Genomic DNA, 23819 nt, shown 5'->3' with positions numbered 1-23819 from the left:
CACAGGCCTCACTCCGGCCCTGGTCGTTTCCCTGCGCAGTCTCATAGTCTCGCGGGCATGGCTGTGTCTCCGGATGATCGATTCGCCGGCCTCCTGAACTCCAGTGCCGAACGGGGCGGATGGGTGCCGGGAGACGTCTTCACCGCCGATTCCGCCGGCGAGGAGGAGGTCGTCGAACCCCGGAGAGTGCGGCTGCCGGTGCTCGTGGCGGTCGCGATCGCCACGGTCGGCATCCTCGTCCTCGCGTTCTTCCTGTTCCGCCCCGCGGCCCAGCACGCGCCCACGGGTGCCGATGCCGACGAGCCGGCGGCCGGATCGGACCGGACGAACCCATCGACCGCCGAGGCGGGCTCGCCCGCCGGTGGGAGCACCGGGCCGGCCGAGGGTGCGCAAGGAGTTGGAGCAGGAGGTGCGGGCGCAGCCTCCGCGGCACCGTCGGGTGATGTCATCGTTCACGTCACCGGGGCTGTGAAGAAGCCATCGGTGGTCACGCTCAAGGCCGGAGCCCGCGTCCAAGACGCCGTCGAAGCGGCCGGCGGCCTGAGCAACGGCGCCGATGCCGAGTCGATCAATCTCGCTCGAGTCCTCGCCGACGGAGAGCAGATCCACATTCCGAAGGAAGGAGAAGCCCCGCCCGGTGATGCGACCGCAGATCACGGGACAGAAGGCAGCAGCGCAGACGCCGCCGGGGTGCCCGGTGGTGGGGCTTCCGGTGGAGTCGACGGGGCATCGGGAGGTGCAGACGCAGCATCGGGTACATCGGGCGGAGCATCTGATGCTGCGGGCGGAGCGCCAGGTGTAGGCGGAGCGCCGGGTGCAGGCGGCAAGATCGATCTCAACGCCGCCGATGCCGCGGCCCTCGAAACCCTGCCCGGCATCGGTCCGGTCACCGCCGAAGCCATCATCGCCCACCGCCAGTCTCAGCCGTTCGCCTCCGTCGATGATCTGCTGCTGGTCAAAGGCATCGGGCCGAAGACCTTCGAGAGTCTCAGAGACCTTGTCACCGTCGGCTGAGCCTCCACCGCACGGGAACGGACAGGAATCCCGATCACGCGGCGGCGGGCGCAGCGGTCGGGAGTCCGAACCTCGCGGGGGCCGGTGCGCCAGGCGGGACCTCCACACAGGCTGGGACAGGCTCAGAGACCGGGCGCACCGGTCGGCTGCGGCGATCGGCGGGTGGATGCGCGTTCAGGCGCGGCTGTGGCCGGGTTCGGTTCGCCTGCTGTGCTGCGCGGCCGGACTGTGGACGACGGCACTGCTCGCACCCGGCCCGTGGGCACTGCTTGCGGCCCCCGTACTCGGAGCCCTCGGGTTCCTCGCTCTGCACAGGCACCACCACCTCGGCGTCGGGCTCCTCGTCTTCGCATGCCTGCTGACGATCCAGATCACCACGCTGTCGACGGCGCGCGGACCCGAGGCCGCTGTCGAAACGGTCGGCACCGTCATCGGGCACAGCACTCCCGGGCCCAGCGGATGGTCACGGCTGACCCTGGTCACCGCCACCGGCTTCACGGAAGTGCTCAGTCCCGAGGTCGTCGCCGACGGGTCCCGGGTGCGGATGATGACCGAGCGGCTCGACGACATCCGGCTCAGCAGCGACGATCCTCGCGTCGTACGCGAACCGGGCGGCCTCTGGCAGTGGCGGGAGGTGCTGCGCGACCGATTGCGGGAAGACTCCCTGGCAGCGGGCAACGACGGTGGACGGCTGCTGCCGGGACTCGTCGTCGGCGACACCCGCCCGCAGGACGAGCGCATGCTCGACGACATGCGCGTGGTCTCACTCACCCACGTCTCGGCGGTCTCGGGCAGCAATGTCACGATCGTCAGCCTCGGCGCGGGACTGCTCGCAGGTTTCTGCCGGGCGGGACCACGGCTGCGGGTGAGCATCGGGGTGCTGACCTGCCTCGGCTACGTCTTCGTCGTCGGCTTCGAACCGAGCGCGATCCGGGCAGCGGGTATGGCGATCGCCGCCGCCGTGGTGTTCCTGCGCGGGGGAGGGATCTCCCCGGTGGCGGTGATGTGCTCGACGGCGAGCCTGCTGTTGGCCTTCGTGCCGGTTCTGGCCACCTCGGTGGGGTTCGTGCTCTCCGTCGTCTCCACGGCTGCGATCATGTTCGTCGTCCCGGTGCTGATGCGGCGGTTGGCGGTGCACGTGCCGTTCGTGCCTGCGGTGCTGGTGACCGCGCTCGTCGTACCTCTCGTCGCGCAGCTTGCGTGCACCCCGGTGCTCGTCGGCATCGATCCGCGCATCGGCCTGTGGTCGGTGGCCGCGAACGCCTTGGCCGCGCCTGCCGTGCTGCCGGCCACCGTGGCCGGTTTCCTCAGCCTCGTCTTCACAGGGACGGCCACGACGGGTCTGCCCGGGCCGGAGTTCGCCGCAGCCTTCCTCGCCTGGCTCGGGTCATTCCCGGCATGGTGGATCGTCGGGGTCGCCCGTGCCTGTGCGTCGCTGCCCGGTGCCGCGCTCGACTGGCCCACGCCACCGGTGGGGACGCTGCTGGCTCTAGGGCTGTTGGCCGTCGCTGCTGTGGGCACGTGGATGCTCGTGCGCCGGCGGATGTGGGGACTGCCCATCCTCGTCCTGTGCATCGTGCTCACTACTGCGGTCGTCGTCACGGTGCGCAGCAAACCGCCGGGGCCCGATTGGCGGGTGCTCGTCTGCGACGTCGGGCAGGGTTCGGGTGCGGTGATCAACCTCGGCGATGGGAAGGGGCTGGTCATCGACACGGGCAAAGAGCCGAAACCCATCGATACGTGTCTCGACGAGTCCGGCATCGAGGAGTTCGACCTCATGCTCTCCCATTTCGACTCCGACCATTTCGCCGGCTATGCGGGTACGACGTGGGGAAGGACGATCGGCAGGCTGTTCGTGTCCGCAAATGTCGCGGACACGGCCGAGGCACGCAGGGTGGCGACGGACACGGGCGCCGAGGTGGTGGCCACCGACCGCGGGCAGAGCCTGAACATCGGTTCTGCTTCGGTGGAGGTGCTGTGGCCGCCGCTGCGCCCGACGGTCGGGGGAGAGGACGAGGAGCTGCGCAATGAGGATTCGCTCGTCGTCCGCGTCGAACAGGACGGGCTGTCCACCCTGCTGCCAGGGGACGTCGGGGAGGATGAGCAGTACGTGCTCGCGCAGGGGCTGCGTCCGGTCGACGTGCTCATCGCACCGCATCATGGGTCTTCGGATCTGGCGCCGGAGTTCTTCACCGCGGCCGCACCGCGGTTGGGAGTCGTGTCCGTGGGGGAGAACAGCTATGGGCATCCGACGCAGAAGTCGCTGCGCGCCTTCGGACCCGTCCCGGTTCTGCGCACCGATCACTGCGGGTCGGTCGCGATCTATGCCGACGGTCACTACAGCACCGGTCAGGGATGCTCGGAAGACCGCCGGTGAGGAGACAGGCGAAACCGGTGAGGACAGGCGAAACCGGTGAGCGGGAGCCGGGCGGAGGCTCGGGTGGTCCCCAGGTGAGGGCCGGCTCGGCGAGTGCCTCGTGTGTCGGCCCGCCACGATAGGCTGGTGGTCATGGCAGTGAAGAAGACCCTCGTCCCGTGGAGTTCGGCGAAACCGGCCCCGGTCGTGATGATCTCCGGCGGCGAATCGGTGCTCGTGCGCATGGCCAAGGACAGGATCGTCTCGGCGGCACGGAAGAAGGATCCCGAGGAGATCGAATTCGACGCGGCAGCGTATCAGTCCGGCGAATTGGCCATGGCCGCCTCACCCTCCCTGTTCTCCTCCGCGAAGCTCATCATCGTCGATTCCGTGGAGAAATGCTCGGAGGACTTCCTGAGCGATGCGCTGGCCTACCTCGACGAACCGAATGACGACGCCGTCGTGCTGCTCATGCACGCCGGCGGCAATCGCGGAGCCAAGCTCGTCAAGAAGATCGACGCCGCGGGCTTTCCCCGCATCGATGCGGCGGTGTTGAAGAACGAGAGCGACCGCGCGAAGTTCGCGCAGAGTCGGTTCAAGGCCGCCAAACGCCGGATCGACGAGGCGGGCATGGCCGCGCTCATGTCGGCGCTGGGCTCGGACCTTGCCGAACTCAACGCCGGAGTCGACCAGCTCATCGAGGACACCGAAGGCACGATCACCGCGCAGACCGTCGACCAGTACTACGGCGGACGCGTCGAGGCCACCGGGTTCAAGGTCGCCGATGCGGCGGTGGCCGGGGACGCGAAGAACGCCCTCAGCCTGCTCCGCCACGCACTGTCGACCGGTTCCGACCCGGTGCCGCTCGTTGCGGCGGTGGCGATGAAGCTGCGGGGAATGGCCAAGGTGCAGGGGTTCGCCGGCTCGAGCGGAGAGCTCGCTTCGGAGCTGAAGATGGCGCCCTGGCAGGTCGACCGCGCCAGGCGGGAGGTGCGGCGGTGGAACGAGGTCGCACTCGGCCAGTCGCTCATCGCCGCGGCAGAAGCCGACGAGGCCGTCAAGGGCGGCGGCAGGGACCCGGTCTACGCCGTCGAATGGTTCGTCTCCGAAGTCAGCCGCTTGGCCCGCGTCCGCTGACCGCCCCAACTGCTACCTGACGGCGGCCCAGCAACCTCGCGCAAAGTTGCTGGGCCGCCGTCAGGTAGCAATTGAATGTGCGCAGGGCCCGATCCGTGGTGGATCGGGCCCTGCGAAGCTACAGCCTCAGTCGTCTGCTCAGAGAGCGTTGATCTGCGTAGCCAGGCGCGACTTGCGGTTCGCAGCGTTGTTCTTGTGCAGAACACCCTTCGAAACAGCCTTGTCGAGCTTGCGGGCGGCCACAGCATAAGCCTGCTGTGCCTCGTCCTTGTTGCCGGCAGCAATGTTCTCGCGGACGACGCGGACGTAGGAGCGAACCTCGGACCGGACAGCCTTGTTGCGCTGACGAGCCTTCTCGTTCGTCTTGATCCGCTTCATCTGGGACTTGATATTAGCCAATTTCAACACTCTTTCGTGTGAGTACTACATGGTCGTGAGGGCGCATCGAACCGACCTGATCATCTCCGCGGGGAAACACATCGACGACATCGGATCCGACGGCGTCTTCACCCGACCGCGGCGAGACACACGCCTTGATGAAGACACAGCTGTCAATGATACAGCCTCCGTGCCCGGGCGGGAAATCCCGCGACGGACGACTCCGCCCTCAGCCGGCGATGGTCTTCGCCACGTGGTCGAAGACCTCACGCGGCATGATCGCGCCCTCACGGCGGATCGAATCCGGGTCGAGGCGGATGACGCGATCGAGTCGGATCTCCGAAGGCCGGCCCTGCGAGTCCCACTCGCCCGTGCCGATGTTCATCCAGCGCGCATGCCGGTCCTCACGCACCTCGCCGACCCCGCCGGGAATGTGGTCCTTGCTGGTGAGCATGAGTGCGAGCACCCACCGCCCGTCGCGTCCGACGACGAGCGAGGGACGATCCTTGCCCTGGGAGTGATCCTCTTCGAAGGGGACCCATCCCCACACGACCTCGCCCGGGTCGGCATCGCCGTCGAGATCAGGGGAGTAGCTGACCGTGATCGGGCCCTCGTAGTCACCCGGATAGGAACCGCCGGATCCGCCGGCACCGCCCGACTGACCCCCACCGCCCGACTGAGGGGACGGCCTCGCCGAGGTGGCCCTGGTCTCGGATCCGCGCGATCCGGAATCCTGCCGGCGGGCGTCGGGCCGACCGGCCTCCGGACGGTCGCCCTGGGGCGCGCCCCCGCTGTTCTTCTTCGACTGTGACTGGCGCAGATAGCGCAGGCCCTCGCGGACCCCGATCCGCGCGGCACGGTTGACGATCGATCTCCAATTCATGCCCTCAGCCTAATCGAGGCCGCCTGATCGAGGCCGCCTCATCGAGGCAGGGGAACGCGAGAGGATGACCGAACCGCGCACACGGACTCAATCGCAGGATCACCACGAGAAGACCGTGCCCTCACTCGAAGTCGAGGACGGCTTCGACAGGGAAATGATCGGAGGGGTACGTGCCGTCGAGGTTGAACGTGTCGATCCTCGTCGAGACCGTGCGCAGCCCCGCGGTGGTGAGGATCCAATCGATGCGCGGCTCACCCGCCTGCGGTCCCTTGTACCGGTGGAAGGTGCCGATGTCCTCACCGGGGACCTCGGCGGCGGTGTCGGTCAGCCCGAGTTCGGTGCAGAAGAGGTCGTAGACAGGGGATCCGGTGGCGACATTGAAGTCTCCGGTGACCACGGAGGGGAAGGCCGCCTCGGCGATGGTCTCGGCCATGATCCGGCCCGACTCCACCCGGGCGCGTTCGGACCGGTGGTCGAGGTGGGTGTTGAGCACCCGCAGACGTCGCTTCGTGACGAGGTCGCGGACGTCGACGGTCGTCAGCGTCCGGGCATGGGAGACGCCCCACGATTCCGAAGCCACGGTCTCGGGCTGCTCGGACAGCCACGAGATGTCGACGGCATCGACGTCGAAGCGGTTCGAATCGAGGATCACGGCGGTGAACTCTCCGGCGTTGCCCCCGGAATGCCCCTCGCCGAGCCAGATGTACTCTTCGGGCAGCATCCCGATGAGGGTTTCGAGCTGATCGAGCTCACCCTCCTGAGTGCCGACGATGTGGGGGTGGGCGCGGCGGATGAGCTCGGCAGCGACCGGCAGCCGCTGCGCCACGGGATGACCGTCCATGGCGGGGTAGCGGAGATTGAAGCTCATGACTGTGAAATCGCTCATGCTCCCATCTTCCCCGATCGCGGCCCGTTGCGGCGGTGTCGGTGTGGATTCCGAGTCCGCACACAAGTCATGAAAGAATGAGATCTCTGGTCTGTTCTCAGATCCGATCTGTCAAAGGAAGGGCGTTCATGTCACCTCAGGTGAATAAGGAAGCATTCGCGCGGATCTCACCGTCCGCCACCTCACCCGAGCTGATCCGCAATTTCTGCATCATCGCTCATATCGACCACGGCAAGTCGACGCTGGCCGACCGGATGCTCCAGATCACCGGAGTCGTCGAATCCCGGGATATGCGCGCCCAGTACCTCGACCGGATGGACATCGAACGCGAACGCGGCATCACGATCAAATCCCAGGCCGTGCGCATGCCCTGGGAACACGAGGCCACCCCGTATGCGCTCAACATGATCGACACCCCCGGTCACGTCGACTTCAGCTACGAGGTCTCACGGTCCCTGGCCGCGTGCGAGGGTGCACTGCTGCTCGTCGACTCCGCGCAGGGCATCGAAGCCCAGACCCTGGCCAACCTGTACCTGGCCATGGAGAACGACCTGACGATCATCCCCGTGCTCAACAAGATCGACCTGCCCGCCGCGCAGCCGGAGAAGTACGCCGAGGAGCTCGCGAACCTCATCGGCTGCGAACCCGAGGACTGCCTGCTTGTGTCCGGCAAGACCGGTGAGGGCGTCGAGGAGGTCCTCGACCGCATCATCACCGACATCCCCGCCCCCGTCGGCGACGCCGAGGCACCGGCCAGGGCGATGATCTTCGACTCCGTCTACGACACCTACCGCGGCGTGGTCACGTATGTGCGCGTGATCGACGGTTCGCTGTCCCCACGCGAGAAGATCGAGATGATGTCGACCGGCAGCACCCACGAGCTGCTCGAGATCGGAGCCTCCTCACCCGAGCCGAAGGCGACGAAGGGCCTCGGCGTCGGTGAGGTCGGGTACCTCATCACCGGCGTCAAGGACGTGCGGCTGTCCAAGGTCGGTGACACAGTGACTGCGGCTGCGGCTCCTGCAACCCAGGCGCTCGAAGGCTACCGCGAGCCCAAGCCCATGGTGTTCTCCGGGCTCTTCCCCATCGACGGCTCGGACTATCCGGTGCTGCGCGACGCGCTGGACAAGCTCAAACTCAACGACGCCTCCTTGGCCTACGAACCGGAGACGTCCACGGCGCTGGGCTTCGGCTTCCGCTGCGGATTCCTCGGACTCCTCCACCTCGAGGTGCTCCGGGACCGGCTCGAACGCGAATTCGACCTCGATCTCATCTCCACAGCCCCCTCCGTCATCTACGACGTGACGATGGAGGACGGCACCGAGACCGTGGTGACGAACCCGAGCGAATACCCCACGGGCAAGATCAAAGAAGTCCGTGAGCCGATGGTCCAGGCCACGATCCTCACCCCGAGCGACTACATCGGTGCGGTGATGGAGCTGTGCCAGGAGCGCCGCGGCAAACTCCAGGGCATGGACTACCTGTCCTCTGACCGGGTGGAGATCCGCTACCGCCTGCCGCTGGCCGAGATCGTCTTCGATTTCTTCGATCAGCTGAAGTCCCGCACCAAGGGCTATGCCTCACTCGACTACTCCGACGACGGGCGCGACGCCTCCGACCTCGTCAAGGTCGACATCCTGCTCCACGGCGATCAGGTCGATGCGTTCTCCGCGATCGTCCACCGCGACAACGCCTACTCCTACGGGGTGGCGATGGCCGGGAAGCTGCGCAAGCTCATCCCGCGCCAGCAGTTCGAAGTCCCGATCCAGGCGGCCATCGGCTCACGCATCATCGCCCGCGAGACCATCCGCGCGATCCGCAAGGACGTGCTCTCGAAGTGCTACGGCGGCGACATCAGCCGCAAGCGCAAACTGCTCGAGAAGCAGAAGGAAGGCAAGAAGCGGATGAAGATGGTCGGCACCGTCGAGGTTCCGCAGGAGGCGTTCATCGCAGCCCTGTCCTCCGACGAACCGGAGAAGAAGGACGCCAAGAAGTAAGTGCCGGCACAACCGAGCGGCGAGGTTCCCCCGCGTGACGGCTCCCTTCCCGCGTCGGCGGGCATCGGCGCCGACGACCGGGGCCTGAGCCTCTACGTCCACGTCCCATACTGCCGGGTCCGCTGCGGCTACTGCGACTTCAACACCTACACCGCCGAGGATCTCGGTCCCGGAGCCTCCCGTGAGGACTACCGCGGCAATCTCGCCCGTGAGCTCGATCTGTCGGTGTCCACCCTCGCCGAGGTGGGGGCGGGCAGCCGTGAGGTGTCGACGATCTTCTTCGGCGGGGGCACCCCGACGATGCTCGCCGCCGAGGTGCTCGCCGGCATCATGGACGACATCCGCTCCCGTTTCGCCCTCGCCGCCGATGTCGAGGTGACCACAGAGGCCAATCCGGACACGCTCGATCCCGCCTACATCGCCACCCTCGCGGCTGCCGGATTCACCCGGATCTCCATGGGAATGCAGTCGGCCGTGCCGCATGTGCTGGCCACTCTTGACCGGACGCACGATCCCGAGAAGATCCCCGAGGTGGCCCGCTGGGTCAAGGATGCCGGCCTCGAACTCAGTCTCGACCTCATCTACGGCACCCCGGGGGAGTCGATCGACGATTGGCGGCGGTCGCTCGAGGTCGCCCTGTCCAATGAGGTCGACCATATCTCCGCGTACTCTCTCATCGTCGAACCCGGAACGAAGATGGGCGCGATGGTCAGACGCGGTGAGCTGCCGATGCCCGATGAGGACGACCTGGCCGACAAGTACGAGATCGCCGATGCCGCGATGACTGCGGCGGGCCTGCACTGGTACGAGGTGAGCAACTGGTCGACAGGGCCTGAGACCCGATGTGAACACAACATGGCGTATTGGCGCAATGCCGACTGGTGGGGCTTCGGCCCGGGTGCGCATTCCCATGTCGGGGGAGTGCGGTTCTGGAACGCGAAGCACCCCCGAGCCTGGTCCGACCGGCTGCTGGCGGGGGAGTCTCCGGCGATCGGCCGGGAGGTCCTCGACGATGCGACCCGAGAGATCGAACGGATCATGCTCGCCGCTCGCATCGACGACGAACTGCGCCTCGACTCCTTGGCCCCCGGCAGTGCGCAGGCCGTGCGCACCTTCGTCAAGCAGGGACTGCTGGATCCCGACGGAGTCTCAGCGGGCTGGTTCCGACCCACCCTGCAGGGGCGTCTGCTCGCCGACCATATGGTGCGAATCCTCACCGAGTACGTCTGAACGGACCATGCGCCCGAACGGGCTTGTTCGAGGAAGAAGACGAAACCGGGCCGCTCCCTGAATGCGGAAGCGGCCCGGAGGCGGGGCTGAGGGGAAGTCCTACTTGACGAGCTGGATGCTCATCGGAACCTTGTAGACCTCTCCCTTGTTGGCTGCCACAGCAGCGATGATCATGAAGACGAGAGCGACGATCCAGATGACGAAGTAGAGGATCGCGCCGAATCCGAAGGTGATCACTGCGAAGATGTCCGCCACGATGTAGGCGATGATCAGCGTCAGCTGGAAGTTCAGCGACTGGCGGGCCTGTTCGCGGATGAACGGCGACTCGTCCTTCTTCACAAGGAAGACGATGAGCGGGACGATCCACGCGGTGAAGATCGCTCCCACCTGTGTCCACGTCGCCGTGGAGCGCTCGGACGGCGAAGGCTGCCAGAAGCCCGCCGAACCCGGGCCGTAGGCCTGCGGAGGCAGGGCCCGCGAATCGAACGCTCTGGTATTCGCCGCCGAGCCGGGGCCGTAGCCCTGCGGGCCGCCGTAGCCCTGCTGGGAGCCGTACGCCTGCTGGCTGCCGTATCCGGGCTGCGATCCGTAGGGTGATTGCGAGCCGGGCTGCTGCGATCCGTAGACAGGCTGACCACCCGGTTGCTGAGAACCGTACTGCGGCTGGGAGCCGTAAGGCTGCTGGGAACCCTGCTGAGTGTATGGCTGCTGTGGCCCCGACTGAGCGGAGTAGTCCGGAGGCATCGGCTGTGCTCGGTTGTCGTTCGGCTGCTGGGGGTTGTCCGACATTAGCGTCCCTTCTCACGTCTGCGTCACACCACACTAGCCCAGTCTCTCCGCCGGAGAGTGTCTCCGAGGTGAACGGGGCCGAGCGCGATTACGGTGTCAGGAACAAGATTACTTGACGAACTCGAAGACGAGGGGGATCTTGTAGCCCTCTCCGCGGTTGGCCGCGATGCCGGCGATGATGTAGAGGACCGAGTACACCAGCGGGATGACGAAGGCACCGAAGACGATGAACATCCCGAGTCCGAAGGTGACGAAGGAGAGGACGAACCCGAAGAACATCAGGATCAGCGTCGCCGCCGTGGTGGCGATCGTGTTCGTGATCATCGCGTTGAGGCCCTGACGCGTGTGTTCGCGGACGAATGGCGACTCGTCCTTCTTGACGAGGAACATGATGAGAGGGAGGTATCCGAAGAGAAGAGTGCCCAGATGCGACCACATCGCGGTGGTTCGCTCCCGCTCACCGGCCATCCAGAACAGTTCGGAGCCCGGACCGTACGCGGCATCGGGAAGAGCCTGAGAATCGAAGAGCGCGGGATTGACGCCAGGCTGGGGCGGACCGAAACCGGGCTGCTGCCCATAATTCGGCTGCCCATAGTTCTGCTGCGGGCCCTGCGACGACTGGGGTCCAGCAGCTTGTCCGTAGTTCGGCGGCATGGGGCGGCCGCTGTTCGGCGGTTGGGGGTTGAACGACATGATGGTCCTTTCACTGCCTCTGTCGTTTCACACTATCCCAGCGCCGTGTGCCGAGACATGCCGAAAAGACCCGATCGTGTTCCAACTCGGCAACACGTCTCAGCCGACGGTGACGAAGTCGATGAGCTCCTCGACGCGTCCGGACAGAGTCGGTTCGACGTCGGCGATCGTGCTCACCTTCCCGAGGATCCGCACCCACCCCCGGGCGACATCGCGATGATCGGCATGCGGCCAGCCGATGCGCCGCAGGATCCCGGTCTTCCAATCCTCGCCGCGGGGCACGACCGGCCACTCCCTGATCCCGACCACATGCGGTTTGACCGCCTGCCAGATGTCGACATACGGGTGGCCGATGATGTGGACGACATCGCGGTATCGAGGATCCGCGCGCACCGCCTCGGCGATCTTGGACTCCTTCGTCCCGGTCACGAGGTGATCGGCAAGGACCCCCACCCGATGATCCTTGTCGGGGCCGAAGGCCGCGAGCTTGTCGGCGACGTCGTCCAGACCGCCGAGCGGTTCGACGACGACGCCCTCGATGCGCAGGTCATCGCCCCAGATCTTCTCGACCAGCTCCGCATCGTGTTTGCCCTCGACCCAGATCCGGGAACCGCGGGCCACGCGCGCCTTCGCTCCCTCCACCGCACGCGAGCCCGAGGCAGTGCGGCCCGGAGTGGTCGCCTTCTTCTTCGCGGGCAGGCGGACATCGACGGGCTGGCCCTCGAGAAGGAACCCCGGCCCCAGCGGAAAGGCGCGCACCTTGCCCGCCCGATCCTCGAGATTGACGACGACTCCCGCGGTGGTCTTCTCGGCGCCGACCACTGCGCCGACGTACCCGCTCATCGCGTCCTCGAGCACCATCCCGAGCCCGAGCTCGACGGGTCGGGACTTCTTCGGACGGTGTGAGGAGGGGGAGCTGCCGGAGAGGACGTCGGGTCCGTAGCGATCGAAAGCATTCACGCTCACCCACGATAATGGGCAGCCGGCGAATATTCCCGGTGCCCCACCGCGGCGCGCCGGACGGCACGTCCGGAAAGGCGTGCCGGACAGCGCTCCCGCGACGTGCCGCACGACACATCCTGATAGGAGTGCCGGACGACACATCGCCGAGCGCGTGCCGGACGGCACGCCCCAGACGTGAAATCGACTGCCAAGAAGCGTAGAATTGGCACTCAGTGCTAGCGAGTGCCAAACGTGTGGGGAGGTCAGCGATGAACGACAGCAGGAGAGCTCAGGTGCTGCGCGCCATCGTCGAGGACTTCGTCGCCACGAACGAACCCGTCGGTTCGAAGGCCATCGTCCAGCGGCACACCCTCGGGGTGTCGCCGGCGACGATTCGCAACGACATGGCCCAGCTCGAGCAGGACGGGTACATCGCTCAGCCCCACACCTCCGCCGGTCGGATCCCGACCGACCTCGGCTATCGGATGTTCGTCGATCGCATCGACGAGTTCAAACCGCTCACGCAGGCCGAACGGCGTGCGATCTTCCAGCTCATCGACGGCGACGTCGAACTCGACGAGATGCTCGACCGCACCGTGCGCGTGCTCTCGGGTCTGACCCACCAGGTCGCGCTCATCCAGTACCCGACTGTGTCGCTGGCCCGCATCAAGCACATCGAGATCGTCGGGCTCGGACCGAACCGCGTCCTCGTCGTCCTCATCACCGACGCCGGCCAGGTCGAGCAGAAGACCGTGACCGTGGCGCAGGGACTCGATGACGACGGAGTGCGTGCGCTGCGCGACCGCATCAACGTCGAGTTCTCCGGCAAGAAGCTCTCCCGAGTCATGGGGGAGGCCGGAGCATCGTCACAGACCCCGACCGGCGCCGAGGCGGACTCCGCCGATGCCGTCGATCCCGACGTTGGCGAGGTGGAGAAGGTCAGGGCCGCTGTCGTCGACCTGGTCGCCGCGACCCGGGAGGACCGACTCATCATGGCCGGCACCGCGAACCTCGCCCGGTCCGGACGCGAATTCGGTGAGCAGATGGCCCCGATCCTCGAGGCCTTCGAGGAACAGGTCGTGCTGCTGCGGCTGCTGACTTCGATGGCCGAGGACCACGATGAGATCAGCGTGCGCATCGGACGTGAGAACACTCACGAATCGTTCAGTTCGACATCGGTCGTGGCCGCCGAATATGGTCATGACGCAGGTTCCTCGGCCCGCCTGGCGGTGCTGGGGCCGACGCGGATGGACTACCCGACGACGATCTCGGCCGTCAGGGCAGTGGCGAAGTATGTGTCCTCGCTCCTCGATCGAGGATGAAGCGACACCGCACCGGACCGGGCCCCGAGCCCGCCACCATGAACACGAAGAACACACACCACCAGGGAGAGAGAAGTTTCTGTGGCCGATCACTATGAAACACTCGGAGTGTCCAAGGACGCTTCCGCGGCTGAGATCAAGTCGTCGTACCGGAAGCTGGCACGCAAGTACCACCCGGACGTCAACCCCGGCCACGAAGACGAATTCAAGGCCATCTCGCTGGCCTACGATGTGCTCTCCGATCCGGAGAAGCGCCGCAACTACGATATGGGCGGCGGAGAGAACGGCCAAGGCGGATTCCCCGGCGGCGGCGGATTCGGAGGCTTCGGAGACATCTTCGAGACCTTCTTCGGCGGTGGCGGCGGGCAGGCCGGCGGCCCGATCCCACGCACCCAGCGCGGCAAGGACGCCCTCGTCGGTGTCAACATCGACCTGAAGACCGCGGCCTTCGGCGGGACCGTCGACCTCGACGTGACCACCGCCGTCGTGTGTGAGACCTGCTCGGGTGCCGGCACCCAGGAAGGCACCTCGGTCGAGACCTGCAGCCTGTGCCACGGAGCCGGCAGCGTCCAGCGTATGACCCGGACCCTGCTGGGTCAGATGGTCACGAACCAGACCTGCAACTCCTGCCACGGCTTCGGCACCGTCATCCCCAACCCCTGCCTCAACTGCCAGGGCGACGGCCGGGTGCGCAAGCAGCGGACGATGAAGATCCGCATCCCCGCCGGAGTCTCCGACGGAACCCGCATCCAGCTGAGCAGCCAAGGCGAGGTCGGACCCGGCGGCGGACCCGCCGGCGACCTCTTCGTCGAGGTCATGGTCACCCGCCACGAGGTGTTCCAGCGCGACGGTGACAACCTCCGCGCCTCGGTGTCCGTGCCGATGACCGCCGCCGCTCTCGGCGCGACCATTCCGTTCGAGACCTTCGACGGCGCCCAGGACCTCAGCATCGCCCCGGGCACCCAGTCGGGCACGGTCGTCAAGCTGACCGGTCTCGGCGCCTCCCGTCTGCGCTCGGAGACCCGCGGCGACCTGCTCATCACCGTCGACGTGCACACGCCGGACAAGCTCGACGACGAACAGCGCGAACTGTTCGAAAAGCTCGCCGAGCTGCGCGGTGAAGAGGCCCCACGGGCTCAGATCACCACCGAGAAGTCCGGCATGTTCTCCCGCATGCGTGAGAGGTTCGCCGGTCGGTGAGTCTGCCCGTCTTCCACACCGCTGCCGCCGTCGAGGCGGTGCCCGGTCACGTCCTCACCGTCGGTGAGGACGTCGCCGGACACGCGGTGCGAGTGCGTCGGATCGGCCCCGGTGAGCAGATCGAGGTCGTCGACGGTCAGGGCACACGTGCCCGCGGACAGGTCACGGCCGCCTCGGCGACGGGCATGGATATCGAAGTCACAGCGGTCACGCGCGAGGACGAGCCCCGTCCCCGCCTGGTCCTCGTCCAAGCCCTGGCGAAGGGCGACCGGGACCTGCAGGCCATCGAGGCGGCCACGGAGATCGGCGTCGACGAGGTCATTCCCTGGGCCGCAGAACGTTCGATCGCCGACTGGCCGGCGAAGAAGCGGGAGAAGATGGCGGCGAAGTGGGAGAACCTGCTCCACGCAGCATCCCTGCAGGCGAGACGCTCCCGCTTCCCCCGACTGCACGAACTCGTCCGCGGCACCGCACTGACCCGCTCGCTGGGCAGGTCGGATGCGGTGTTCGTCCTCCACGAGACTGCGCAGACGAGACTCTCCGAGGCACTTGCCGAACTCGGCTCCGGCAGCACACCCACACGACCACCCGAACGCATCGTCCTCATCGTCGGTCCAGAGGGCGGCATCAGCGACGGCGAACTCGATGCCCTCATCGGTGCCGACGCACAGCCGGTGCTGCTCGGGCCCACTATTCTGCGCTCCTCCTCGGCCGGATCGGCCGGCCTCGTCATGGCCCAGAATTCATTGGGCCGTTGGTGAGCCGAGCGACTACGATGGAAGCACACACAGGCGCCGTCTGAGAGGGCGGCCCCGCACGCGAAGGAACATTCTGGACATCACCCCCACCACGAACCCTGCGAACACCACCGACCAGCAGGCACCCGGCGGCGACGGCACCGATGCCGCAGCGTCCGGCAGCGACAGCGTCCGCCTCGTCATCCCCGACTCCATCGATCTCGTCGAATTCTTCGGACCCGGGGAGGCGAACCTGCGAGTGCTGGAGAAGACCTTCAGCGACCTCGACATCCACGTCCGAGCCAACCAGGTCCAGGCCGCCGGCGATCCGAAGCGCCTCGAGGCCTTCGTCGGTGTCATCGGAGAGCTGAAGAAGCTTCACGCGGCGGGACACCGCATCAACGAGGAGACGATCGAGCGCGTCACGTCGTTCTCCGCGGAGGGGGCGGCCGCCTCGGCGGTGCTGGGCACGAACATCCTGTCCACGCGGGGCAAGTCGATCCGACCGAAGACGATGGGCCAGCACGACTACGTCAAGGCCATCCGCAATCACACGATCACCTTCGGCATCGGTCCCGCCGGCACGGGCAAGACCTACCTGGCGATGGCCATGGCCGTCAACGCCCTCCAGCACAAGGAGGTCTCGCGGATCATCCTCACCCGGCCCGCCGTCGAGGCCGGAGAGTCGCTGGGCTACCTGCCGGGCACACTCAACGAGAAGATCGACCCCTATGTGCGCCCTCTCTACGATGCGCTGCACGATATGGTCGACCCCGAATCCATCCCGCTGCTCATCGAGACCGGCACGATCGAGGTCGCACCGCTGGCGTACATGCGCGGACGGACCCTCAACGACGCCTTCATCATCCTCGACGAGGCGCAGAACACCACGGCCGAGCAGATGAAGATGTTCCTCACGCGACTGGGATTCGGCTCCCGGATGGTCGTCACCGGCGACATCTCGCAGATCGACTTGCCGGGCAAGACCCGCAGCGGCCTCAAGGTCGTCCGCGACATCCTCAGCGGAATCGAGGACCTGCAGTTCTGCGAGCTCGGCAGCAAGGACGTCGTCCGGCATTCGCTGGTGACGAAGATCGTCGACGCCTACGACCTGTGGGGGAGTGCCGAATGAACACCGAGCTGCTCAATGAGACCGACGCCGAGGTCGACCTCGACGAGGTCGTGGCGCTGACCGAATACTTAGGCGAGGCCCTGCACATGCACCCGGGCGCCGAACTGGCCGTGACCATGGTCGACACCGAGGCCATGTCCGAACTCCACGTGAACTGGATGGACCTCGAAGGTCCGACCGACGTCATGTCCTTTCCCATGGACCAGCTCCACCGGGGCGAACCCGACCGTCCCACCGAAGGCCAGATGGGCGACATCATCATCTGCCCCGAGGTGGCCCGCACCCAGGCCGAGACGGCCGGGCATTCGACGATGGACGAGATCCTGCTGCTGACCGTGCACGGATTCCTCCACCTGCTCGGCTACGACCACGGCGAGCCCGAGGAACGCGAGGAGATGTTCGCTCTCCAACGGCATCTGCTGCTGACCTTCTTCGCCGCCCGCTACGACGGCCGCACCGACATCCCCACCCCCACCGAGGTCTGAGCGTGTTCGCCTACTTCCTCGGAGCGGCCCTGTGCCTGGTCATCGCCGCGACCCTCTCTGCCGTCGACGCGGCACTGCTCAACGTCTCCCACCATGCGGTGGAAGAGGCGAAGGAGGAGGGCAGCCGTGCGGCCGTGCGGGTGGAGAAGATCCTCGTCGACCTGCCCACGAACATCAACGTCATCATCTTCGTCCGCAACTTCCTCGAGGCGCTGGCCACAGTCTTCATCGCCCTGGCCTATGACTCGACGTACTCCGTGGGACCGCTCATGGTCTTCCTCACGGTGCTCACCGCCTCGGTGGCGGTCTTCATCATCGCCGGAGTCTCCCCGCGCACGATCGGCAAACGCCGTTCCCTCGCCGTGTGCCTCAACCTCAGTTGGGTCGTGCGCATCGTCCTCGTCGTCCTCAAACCCCTGACGCGGATCCTCGTCGTCCTCGGCAACCTGCTGACCCCGGACAAGGTGTACAAGGACGGACCGTTCGTCACCTCCGAACAGCTGCGCGACCTCGTCGAGCGGGCCAGCGAATCGGACATCATCGAAGACGGCGAACGCGAGATGATCCAGTCCGTGTTCAACCTCTCGGACACCTCGGCGAACGAGGTCATGGTCCCTCGCACGGATCTCATCACCGTCGACGCCGAGGTGGGGCTGCAGAAGACGCTCAACCTGTTCTTCCGCTCGGGGTTCTCCCGCATCCCCGTGTGCGGGGAGGACCTCGACGACGTCCGCGGAGTCGCGTACCTCAAAGATGTGGCCCGTCGCCTCCACCTGCATCCGGAGGACGCGGACCGGCCCATCGGCAACCTCGCCCGCAGCGTGCTGTTCGTGCCGGAGACGAAGCCCGCGGACGATCTGCTGCGGCAGATGCAGCTGGACTCGACTCACCTGGCGATCCTCATCGACGAATACGGCGGCACCGCCGGGCTCGTGACGATCGAGGACATCGTCGAGGAGATCGTCGGTGAGATCGAGGACGAATACGACAGCAGCGATGACGAACTCGTTGCCGAACCCGATGGTTCGTTCGTCATCAGCACCCGCATGTCGATCTCGGACTTCGCAGAGTACTTCGACGTGCGCATCGACGAAGACGACGTCAACAGCGTCGGCGGACTGCTCTCGAAGCTCATCGACCGGGTGCCCATCGACGGTTCGCATGCGAGCATCGAGGGCCTCGAGATCGAAGCGATGGAGGGGCAGGGTCGGCGCCACCGGATCACCCATGTGCGGGTCACCCGCTTGGACGACGAACGGCAGGACCCCCGGATCGTCGGTGCCGCCGGGGCCGGCCGACCGGGACCGAGCGGATTCGGCGTCAAGGCCGGTCACACGAAGGAAGAGGACTGAGATGGAATTCCGCACGGACTACCCCGAGGACTACAAGGCGGGATTCGCCTGCTTCGTCGGCCGCCCGAACACCGGCAAGTCGACGCTGACGAACGCATTGGTGGGGGAGAAGGTCGCGATCACCTCGGCGAAGCCGCAGACGACCAGGCACACCATCCGCGGCATCGTCCACCGCGATGACCACCAGCTCATCCTCATCGACACCCCAGGCCTGCACAAGCCGCGCACCCTGCTGGGATCACGCCTGAACGACCTCGTGGCGATGACGCTCAGCGAGGTCGACGTCATCGGCTTCTGCCTGCCCGCCGACGAGCCGATCGGACCCGGCGACCGCTATATCGCCTCTCAGCTCGAGCTGCTCGACGGGCGCACGCCGATCGTGGCGCTGGTGACGAAGACGGACCTCGTCCCCAAGGACAAGGTCGCCGAGGCGCTGCTGGCCGTCGGCGAACTCGCCGACTTCGCCGACGTCGTCCCCGTCTCCGCAGCCGAGGGCTTCCAGGTCGACACCGTCGATTCGGTGTTGGCCGGTCATCTGCCCGTCTCACCCCCGCTCTACCCGGACGGGGACCTCACCGACGAGCCCGAAGAGATGATGATCGCCGAACTCGTCCGCGAAGCGGCCCTCGAGGGCGTGCGGGACGAACTGCCGCACTCCCTGGCCGTCCAGGTCGAGGAGATGTACCCGCGGGACGGACGCAGCGAAGACAATCCGCTGTGGAACGTCCACGTCAACCTCTACGTCGAACGCCCCAGCCAGAAGGCGATCATCATCGGCAAGGGCGGCAGCAGGCTCAAGGCCATCGGATCCGAATCGAGGCAGGGCATCGAACGGCTGCTCGGCACGAAGGTCTACCTCGACCTGCACGTCAAGGTCGCCAAGGACTGGCAGCGGGACCCCAAACAGCTCGGACGCCTCGGCTTCGACTTCAACCGGAACTGAGGTCGGACTTCAACCGGAACTGAGGTCGGACGTCAACCGGAACTGAGGTCATCGGAGGGGCGGTTCGTGCCCTTGCCTGAGGCGACTGTCACAGGGTCCCGGTTGAATCGGCGGCTTCCGCCTGCCATAGACTAGGCCGAGTGAATGCCGAGCAGACTCTGGTCGCCCTGAGCGATCGATCCCCACAGGTTGCCCCCGAAGAGCTCATTGCAGGTCTCGTCCCGCCTCCGCAGTTCGAGGACGTGTCCTTCGACAGCTATCGCACCGACCCGGCCGAACCATCCCAGGCCGAAGCGCGCGCCAAGCTCGAACAGTTCACCGCTCAGTCGAACTCCCCGGGATTCTTCGGCAAGCTCTTCTCGAAGGGCAAGTCCGGCCCGAAGGGCGTCTACCTCGACGGCGGATACGGTGTCGGCAAGACCCACCTCCTGGCCTCTGCCTGGCACGCCAATGAGAAGCCCGCCACCTTCGGCACATTCGTCGAATACACGAACCTCGTCGGCGCCCTCGGCTTCGCCCGGGCTCGAGACGACCTGTCGAAGATGAAGCTCGTCTGCGTCGACGAGTTCGAACTCGATGATCCCGGCGACACCGTGCTCATGTCTCGGCTAATGCGCGAACTCACCGACGCCGGAGTGAAGATCATCGCCACGTCGAATACTCTGCCCGGATCGTTGGGGGAGGGGCGCTTCGCCGCTCAGGACTTCCTCCGCGAGATCCAAGCCCTGGCCGATCAGTTCGAGGTCTATCGCATCGACGGTCAGGACTACCGCCACCGCGCCCTGAGCTCCCCGGCAGATCCGCTGCCCGCAGACGAACTCGATGCGGCCACAGCGGAACTCAGCGGCGTCGTCGCCCGCGATGACTTCTCCGAGCTGGTCAGCCATCTGTCGTCCGTGCATCCGTCCCGCTACGGGCGCATGGTCGACGGCATCGACAATGCTGTGTGGGAGAACGTGGAGACCATCGAGAACGAGAGCGTGGCGCTGCGCTTCGTCGCCCTCGTCGACCGGCTCTACGACCGCAACGTCCACATCATCAACTCCGGCGTGCCCCTCGACAAGGTCTTCACCGAGGAGTCGCTGGCCGGCGGCTACAAGAAGAAGTACATGCGCTGCCTGTCCCGGCTCACCGCCCTGTCGTCCTGAGGGATCAGCGGCTCTGAGCGAATCGCACGGCCCGGGTCCGTCTGTGGTCACTGAACCGAGGAGTTTCGGCAGATTCGCCGCGATCACCTCGGCGCAGTGACCGCAGATCGCAGCTGTACGGGGAATCGCGGCGCTTGATCCATGAACGGGTGCGACCGAAGTCGGTCGTGTCGTTTTTCACGAACGTGCTGATGCCGGGAGGATGGACGCGAAGAGGCGGCGGACGCGAGGAGGCGGCGGCCTCAGCGCAGGCTGAGCAGTTCGAAGATGGGCAGATCCGGCACCCAATCGGGCAGGCCGACCACCTTGAGCACACCCCAGACGACGACCGCGACGAAGGCTGCCGTGACGGCGCCGACCGTCCAGCGGACCCAGAGTCGCTGAGCCATGATCCAGCGCGTCCACTTCTCGACATTCACCCGCACGAAATGGAGCAGTCTGCGCGCCCACTGGAACTCGCTCGAGATGATGAACAGCCCGATGATGACGATGAGCCAGCCGGGGCCGGGCAGCGGCACGAGGACGAGCCCGATGAGGACGATGAGGGTGCCCAGGCCACCGACGATGGTGCGATAGAGACGAGCCGTATGCGGGTTCGCCAGCACAGTCTGCCGCCAGCGCAGGAAGCCCAGCCGCAGCTTTCGCCACGGTCTGGGGCCCTGTCGATGATGGCGGGAGAACCACCTGTTGGGACGGCTGGATGGGGGATCGGGGTGCACTCGACCACTATAGGTCGGCGACCCTGAAAGCTTGATCAGCGCCTGTGACGACGATCACCCGATTCTGATTTTGCGTATGCCGCCACCTGCGTATAGAGTTGTATCTCGTTGCGAGGGAAACCGAGCAGCGAGAAATGCGGATGTGGCTCAGTTGGTAGAGCATCACCTTGCCAAGGTGAGGGTCGCGGGTTCGAGTCCCGTCATCCGCTCGGAGGCGTCATGGCACTGCCTTGGCGGTGGCGTGGCCGAGAGGCGAGGCAGCGGCCTGCAAAGCCGTATACACGGGTTCGAATCCCGTCGCCACCTCGGATGGGTTGACAGCAATGTCGATCAATCAGCGCGATTGGCGCAGCGGTAGCGCGCTTCCTTCACACGGAAGAGGTCACTGGTTCGATCCCAGTATCGCGCACAGGGACTTCACGGTTCCGGTGCAACAAATGAATAGAGCGCGATTGGCGCAGCGGTAGCGCGCTTCCCTGACACGGAAGAGGTCACTGGTTCGATCCCAGTATCGCGCACAGGAGAAGCCCCGAGTGATCCACTCGGGGCTTCGTGCATGTCTGCCTCCTGCGTCCTCGCTCTCGCGTTACCGGGGGTCAGAAGTGCGGGCGTAGTGCACAAATGCAGGGTCGTATGCACGTTCGACGCACAGTTGTATTGAGTACGCTCGCCGAGGTCTCGTTCAAGGCGGAGCGCATGTGTCGACCCGTCCCTCGCTTAAAACGGGGCGTCGTTGGCTCGTTCAAGGCCAGGCGCACCTGTCGACCCGTGCTCCTTTCCGTAAGTGCGCTGCGGCTTGAACGACCGGTTTGGGCGTGTGGCTGCGGCTTGAACGACCATTTGGGCACGCTCGGGCAGTGCCGCCGAAACCCTGCGCTCCGAACCGATGGTGAAGGTGAACGCCCTGCTCGCCGTCGTGTGGCCGCTCTGTTGCAGGTCTGGAACGTGAAAAGCATGCGGAAGTAAGCCCGATTGCTAGTACGCTAGGCGTTGTACCTAACGACGAAGACTTCGGAGCACCTATGTCTACTCCTCAGAACCCGTACGGTTCCGGTGACGGTTCGGGCGACAACAACCCGAACGGCCAGAACCCCAACAACCAGCCGAGCGCCCCCGGCCAGGGCGGCGACCAGAACCCGGGTCAGCAGCCTCCCCAGTACGGTTCTCAGCCGCAGCAGCCGAACTACGGCCAGGGTGACAGCGACGGTTCTCAGGGATACGGACAGCAGCCTCCGCAGTACGGATCGTCGAACGATCAGAACCAGTACGGTCAGAATGCCGGCGGTCAGGACCAGAATCAGTACGGTTCGCAGCCGCAGTACGGTCAGAACGCCGGCGGTCAGGACCAGAATCAGTACGGCTCCCAGCCGCAGTACGGTCAGAATGCCGGCGGCCAGGACCAGAACCCGTACGGCTCGCAGCCGCAGTACGGTCAGAACCAGGATCCGTACGGGCAGAATCAGAACCAGTACGGGCAGGACCCTTACGGTCAGAACCAGTACGACGCGAACGCGCAGTACGATGCCAACCAGTACGGTCAGCAGCCGGCCTACGCGGGAGCCGACGGTTCCTCCGATCAGTTCATCCCGGCCAACCCGAACGCGGCCTACGGCCAGTACCCCTCGGGCTCCGGTGGCAACACCTCGAAGAACATCTGGGGAATCCTCGCCCTCATCGGCGGCATCGTCGGCATCCTCGGCGCTTTCGTCTTCGGCGGCGGCGCACTCTTCGGCATCGCGGCGATCATCTTCGGCTTCGTCGGACTCTCCGCGGTCAAGAAGGGCCTGGCCAGCAACAAGGGTCTCAACATCACCGGCATCATCCTCGGCGCCGTCTCGGTCATCATCTCGATCATCGTGATCGTCGCGACGATCATGTTCGGCGCGTTCATCTTCAAAGCCGCCGATGAGGCAGCCAGCTCGTCGGCACCGGCAGATCCCAGCCAGGGCGCCGGCCAGGACCCGGCCCAGGACCCGAGTCAGGGCTCCGACAGCTCCGACGGTGGAGACCCTGCCCCCGCACAGGGCGGCGAAGTCACGATCGGCGACGACCTCACCGCCACTGTTTCGGTCAAATCGGGCACTGCAAGTTCGACTGCCTCGGGTGCGGACTCGACGAACGGCCAGATTGCTGTGGTCACCATGACCGTGAAGAACAATTCGAGCGACGACGTCGAAATGACGCTGTCCGACCTGAGCGCGAACGACGGCAGCGGCAAGGACTACGACGATGTGTTCGACGGCTCGAACTACCGCGGTTCGCTCGCCTTCACCGATCCCGTCCCCGCCGGTGGCGAGAAGACGTACGAATTCGCCTTCGCCGTCGAATCGGCCGACATCGACGCCATGCACGTCCAGCTCAAGCTGAACGAGGACCACGGCAACGGCACGGACTTCGAATGGAAGAAGCAGTGACGCGAAGCAGTCCGAACATGCGCTGAACGCGCGTGATCAGAGGCTCACGCGGCCTCCGCGAA

General features: G+C 66.0%; 21 protein-coding genes and 4 tRNA genes. 18 read left to right on the top strand and 7 right to left on the bottom strand.

Annotated features, from left to right (window positions below; all coding sequences use genetic code 11):
• Window positions 1–57: 57 nt before the first annotated feature.
• The 3 genes from J9314_RS10490 (at window position 58) to holA (ending at window position 4507) form a co-directional block, all read left to right on the top strand.
• Window positions 58–1014: a ComEA family DNA-binding protein gene (locus J9314_RS10490; protein WP_210602354.1), complete on the top strand. Its 957-nt coding sequence runs from the start codon at window positions 58–60 to the stop codon at window positions 1012–1014.
• Between the two features lie 166 nt (window positions 1015–1180).
• Window positions 1181–3391, top strand: a complete 2211-nt coding sequence (locus J9314_RS10485; protein ID WP_210602353.1) for a ComEC/Rec2 family competence protein — start codon at window positions 1181–1183, stop codon at window positions 3389–3391.
• Between the two features lie 132 nt (window positions 3392–3523).
• Window positions 3524–4507, top strand: coding sequence for a DNA polymerase III subunit delta (gene holA / locus J9314_RS10480; protein ID WP_210602352.1), 984 nt, complete (start codon window positions 3524–3526; stop codon window positions 4505–4507).
• 138 nt (window positions 4508–4645) lie between these two features.
• Here the strand turns inward: holA and rpsT are convergent, their stop codons facing one another.
• From rpsT to J9314_RS10465, 3 genes are all read right to left on the bottom strand, one after another.
• Complete coding sequence (rpsT, locus tag J9314_RS10475) at window positions 4646–4906, bottom strand: 30S ribosomal protein S20 (protein ID WP_166972181.1); 261 nt, start codon at window positions 4904–4906, stop codon at window positions 4646–4648.
• 208 nt (window positions 4907–5114) lie between these two features.
• Entirely contained in the window at window positions 5115–5768 is a 654-nt protein-coding gene (locus J9314_RS10470; protein WP_210602351.1) for a type II toxin-antitoxin system PemK/MazF family toxin, read from the bottom strand.
• Window positions 5769–5889: 121 nt separating this feature from the next.
• Window positions 5890–6654 (bottom strand): endonuclease/exonuclease/phosphatase family protein, encoded by a 765-nt coding sequence (locus J9314_RS10465; RefSeq protein ID WP_210602350.1) that lies wholly within the window; start codon window positions 6652–6654, stop codon window positions 5890–5892.
• Between the two features lie 128 nt (window positions 6655–6782).
• On the opposite strand from J9314_RS10465, the gene lepA reads away from it, so the two are divergent.
• Together lepA and hemW are read left to right on the top strand one after the other, a co-directional pair.
• Window positions 6783–8651 carry a translation elongation factor 4 gene (gene lepA / locus J9314_RS10460; RefSeq protein ID WP_246490329.1) on the top strand — a complete coding sequence of 623 codons (1869 nt, stop codon included), beginning with the start codon at window positions 6783–6785 and terminating at the stop codon, window positions 8649–8651.
• Entirely contained in the window at window positions 8652–9881 is a 1230-nt protein-coding gene (gene hemW, locus J9314_RS10455) for a radical SAM family heme chaperone HemW (protein ID WP_210602349.1), read from the top strand. It abuts the gene before it with no gap.
• Between the two features lie 99 nt (window positions 9882–9980).
• On the opposite strand, the gene J9314_RS10450 is transcribed toward hemW, so the two are convergent.
• The 3 genes from J9314_RS10450 to J9314_RS10440 form a co-directional block, all read right to left on the bottom strand.
• Entirely contained in the window at window positions 9981–10670 is a 690-nt protein-coding gene (locus J9314_RS10450; RefSeq protein WP_210602348.1) for a DUF4870 domain-containing protein, read from the bottom strand.
• Window positions 10671–10778: 108 nt separating this feature from the next.
• The gene (locus J9314_RS10445) at window positions 10779–11363 is read right to left on the bottom strand and encodes a DUF4870 domain-containing protein (RefSeq protein WP_210602347.1); all 585 of its coding nucleotides are present in this window, start codon (window positions 11361–11363) and stop codon (window positions 10779–10781) included.
• A 99-nt stretch (window positions 11364–11462) separates the two neighbouring features.
• Window positions 11463–12329 carry a DUF3097 domain-containing protein gene (locus J9314_RS10440; protein WP_181273423.1) on the bottom strand — a complete coding sequence of 289 codons (867 nt, stop codon included), beginning with the start codon at window positions 12327–12329 and terminating at the stop codon, window positions 11463–11465.
• A 245-nt stretch (window positions 12330–12574) separates the two neighbouring features.
• Between J9314_RS10440 and hrcA the strand changes: the two genes are divergently transcribed.
• The 8 genes from hrcA to zapE all read left to right on the top strand — a co-directional run bounded on the left by hrcA (window position 12575) and on the right by zapE (window position 20624).
• Window positions 12575–13627 carry a heat-inducible transcriptional repressor HrcA gene (gene hrcA / locus J9314_RS10435; RefSeq protein ID WP_210602346.1) on the top strand — a complete coding sequence of 351 codons (1053 nt, stop codon included), beginning with the start codon at window positions 12575–12577 and terminating at the stop codon, window positions 13625–13627.
• A gap of 81 nt (window positions 13628–13708) precedes the next feature.
• Complete coding sequence (gene dnaJ / locus J9314_RS10430) at window positions 13709–14827, top strand: molecular chaperone DnaJ (RefSeq protein ID WP_210602345.1); 1119 nt, start codon at window positions 13709–13711, stop codon at window positions 14825–14827.
• A complete protein-coding gene (locus J9314_RS10425; RefSeq protein ID WP_210602344.1) occupies window positions 14824–15588 on the top strand; it encodes a 16S rRNA (uracil(1498)-N(3))-methyltransferase in 765 nt (254 codons plus the stop codon). The genes dnaJ and J9314_RS10425 overlap by 4 nt, the downstream gene beginning before the upstream one ends.
• A 76-nt stretch (window positions 15589–15664) precedes the next feature.
• Window positions 15665–16696 (top strand): PhoH family protein, encoded by a 1032-nt coding sequence (locus J9314_RS10420; RefSeq protein WP_425514184.1) that lies wholly within the window; start codon window positions 15665–15667, stop codon window positions 16694–16696.
• Window positions 16693–17181 carry an rRNA maturation RNase YbeY gene (gene ybeY, locus J9314_RS10415; protein WP_210602343.1) on the top strand — a complete coding sequence of 163 codons (489 nt, stop codon included), beginning with the start codon at window positions 16693–16695 and terminating at the stop codon, window positions 17179–17181. The genes J9314_RS10420 and ybeY overlap by 4 nt, the downstream gene beginning before the upstream one ends.
• Window positions 17182–17183: 2 nt before the next feature.
• The gene (locus J9314_RS10410; RefSeq protein ID WP_210602342.1) at window positions 17184–18533 is read left to right on the top strand and encodes a hemolysin family protein; all 1350 of its coding nucleotides are present in this window, start codon (window positions 17184–17186) and stop codon (window positions 18531–18533) included.
• A 1-nt stretch (window position 18534) separates the two neighbouring features.
• The gene (gene era, locus J9314_RS10405; protein WP_210602341.1) at window positions 18535–19476 is read left to right on the top strand and encodes a GTPase Era; all 942 of its coding nucleotides are present in this window, start codon (window positions 18535–18537) and stop codon (window positions 19474–19476) included.
• Window positions 19477–19616: 140 nt separating this feature from the next.
• Window positions 19617–20624, top strand: coding sequence for a cell division protein ZapE (zapE, locus tag J9314_RS10400; RefSeq protein WP_210602340.1), 1008 nt, complete (start codon window positions 19617–19619; stop codon window positions 20622–20624).
• 242 nt (window positions 20625–20866) lie between these two features.
• On the opposite strand, the gene J9314_RS10395 is transcribed toward zapE, so the two are convergent.
• Window positions 20867–21343 carry a TIGR02611 family protein gene (locus J9314_RS10395; protein ID WP_246490328.1) on the bottom strand — a complete coding sequence of 159 codons (477 nt, stop codon included), beginning with the start codon at window positions 21341–21343 and terminating at the stop codon, window positions 20867–20869.
• Window positions 21344–21479: 136 nt separating this feature from the next.
• Between J9314_RS10395 and J9314_RS10390 the strand changes: the two genes are divergently transcribed.
• From J9314_RS10390 to J9314_RS10370, 5 genes are all read left to right on the top strand, one after another.
• A tRNA-Gly gene (locus J9314_RS10390) sits at window positions 21480–21552 on the top strand.
• 26 nt (window positions 21553–21578) lie between these two features.
• Window positions 21579–21649 (top strand) — tRNA-Cys (locus tag J9314_RS10385).
• Between the two features lie 31 nt (window positions 21650–21680).
• Window positions 21681–21752: transfer RNA gene (locus J9314_RS10380), tRNA-Val, on the top strand.
• Window positions 21753–21789: 37 nt separating this feature from the next.
• Window positions 21790–21861 (top strand) — tRNA-Val (locus J9314_RS10375).
• Window positions 21862–22365: 504 nt separating this feature from the next.
• Window positions 22366–23757 (top strand): DUF4190 domain-containing protein, encoded by a 1392-nt coding sequence (locus J9314_RS10370; RefSeq protein WP_210602339.1) that lies wholly within the window; start codon window positions 22366–22368, stop codon window positions 23755–23757.
• The last annotated feature ends 62 nt before the right edge of the window (window positions 23758–23819 follow it).

It is taken from the genome of Brevibacterium oceani, from assembly GCF_017948325.1.
Lineage (GTDB): Bacteria > Actinomycetota > Actinomycetes > Actinomycetales > Brevibacteriaceae > Brevibacterium > Brevibacterium oceani.
This window is presented reverse-complemented; position numbering and strand designations above follow the sequence as displayed.

Bases quoted from the DNA above. Each gene is read 5' to 3' on its own strand.
- lepA (WP_246490329.1), top strand. From the start codon at position 6,783: ATGTCACCTCAGGTGAATAAGGAAGCATTCGCGCGGATCTCACCGTCC.
- ybeY (WP_210602343.1), top strand. From the start codon at position 16,693: ATGAACACCGAGCTGCTCAATGAGACCGACGCCGAGGTCGACCTCGAC.
- holA (WP_210602352.1), top strand. From the start codon at position 3,524: ATGGCAGTGAAGAAGACCCTCGTCCCGTGGAGTTCGGCGAAACCGGCC.
- J9314_RS10470 (WP_210602351.1), bottom strand. From the start codon at position 5,768: ATGAATTGGAGATCGATCGTCAACCGTGCCGCGCGGATCGGGGTCCGC.
- hrcA (WP_210602346.1), top strand. From the start codon at position 12,575: ATGAACGACAGCAGGAGAGCTCAGGTGCTGCGCGCCATCGTCGAGGAC.
- J9314_RS10465 (WP_210602350.1), bottom strand. From the start codon at position 6,654: ATGAGCGATTTCACAGTCATGAGCTTCAATCTCCGCTACCCCGCCATG.
- J9314_RS10490 (WP_210602354.1), top strand. From the start codon at position 58: ATGGCTGTGTCTCCGGATGATCGATTCGCCGGCCTCCTGAACTCCAGT.
- J9314_RS10445 (WP_210602347.1), bottom strand. From the start codon at position 11,363: ATGTCGTTCAACCCCCAACCGCCGAACAGCGGCCGCCCCATGCCGCCG.
- J9314_RS10485 (WP_210602353.1), top strand. From the start codon at position 1,181: ATGCGCGTTCAGGCGCGGCTGTGGCCGGGTTCGGTTCGCCTGCTGTGC.
- J9314_RS10450 (WP_210602348.1), bottom strand. From the start codon at position 10,670: ATGTCGGACAACCCCCAGCAGCCGAACGACAACCGAGCACAGCCGATG.
- J9314_RS10370 (WP_210602339.1), top strand. From the start codon at position 22,366: ATGTCTACTCCTCAGAACCCGTACGGTTCCGGTGACGGTTCGGGCGAC.
- era (WP_210602341.1), top strand. From the start codon at position 18,535: ATGGAATTCCGCACGGACTACCCCGAGGACTACAAGGCGGGATTCGCC.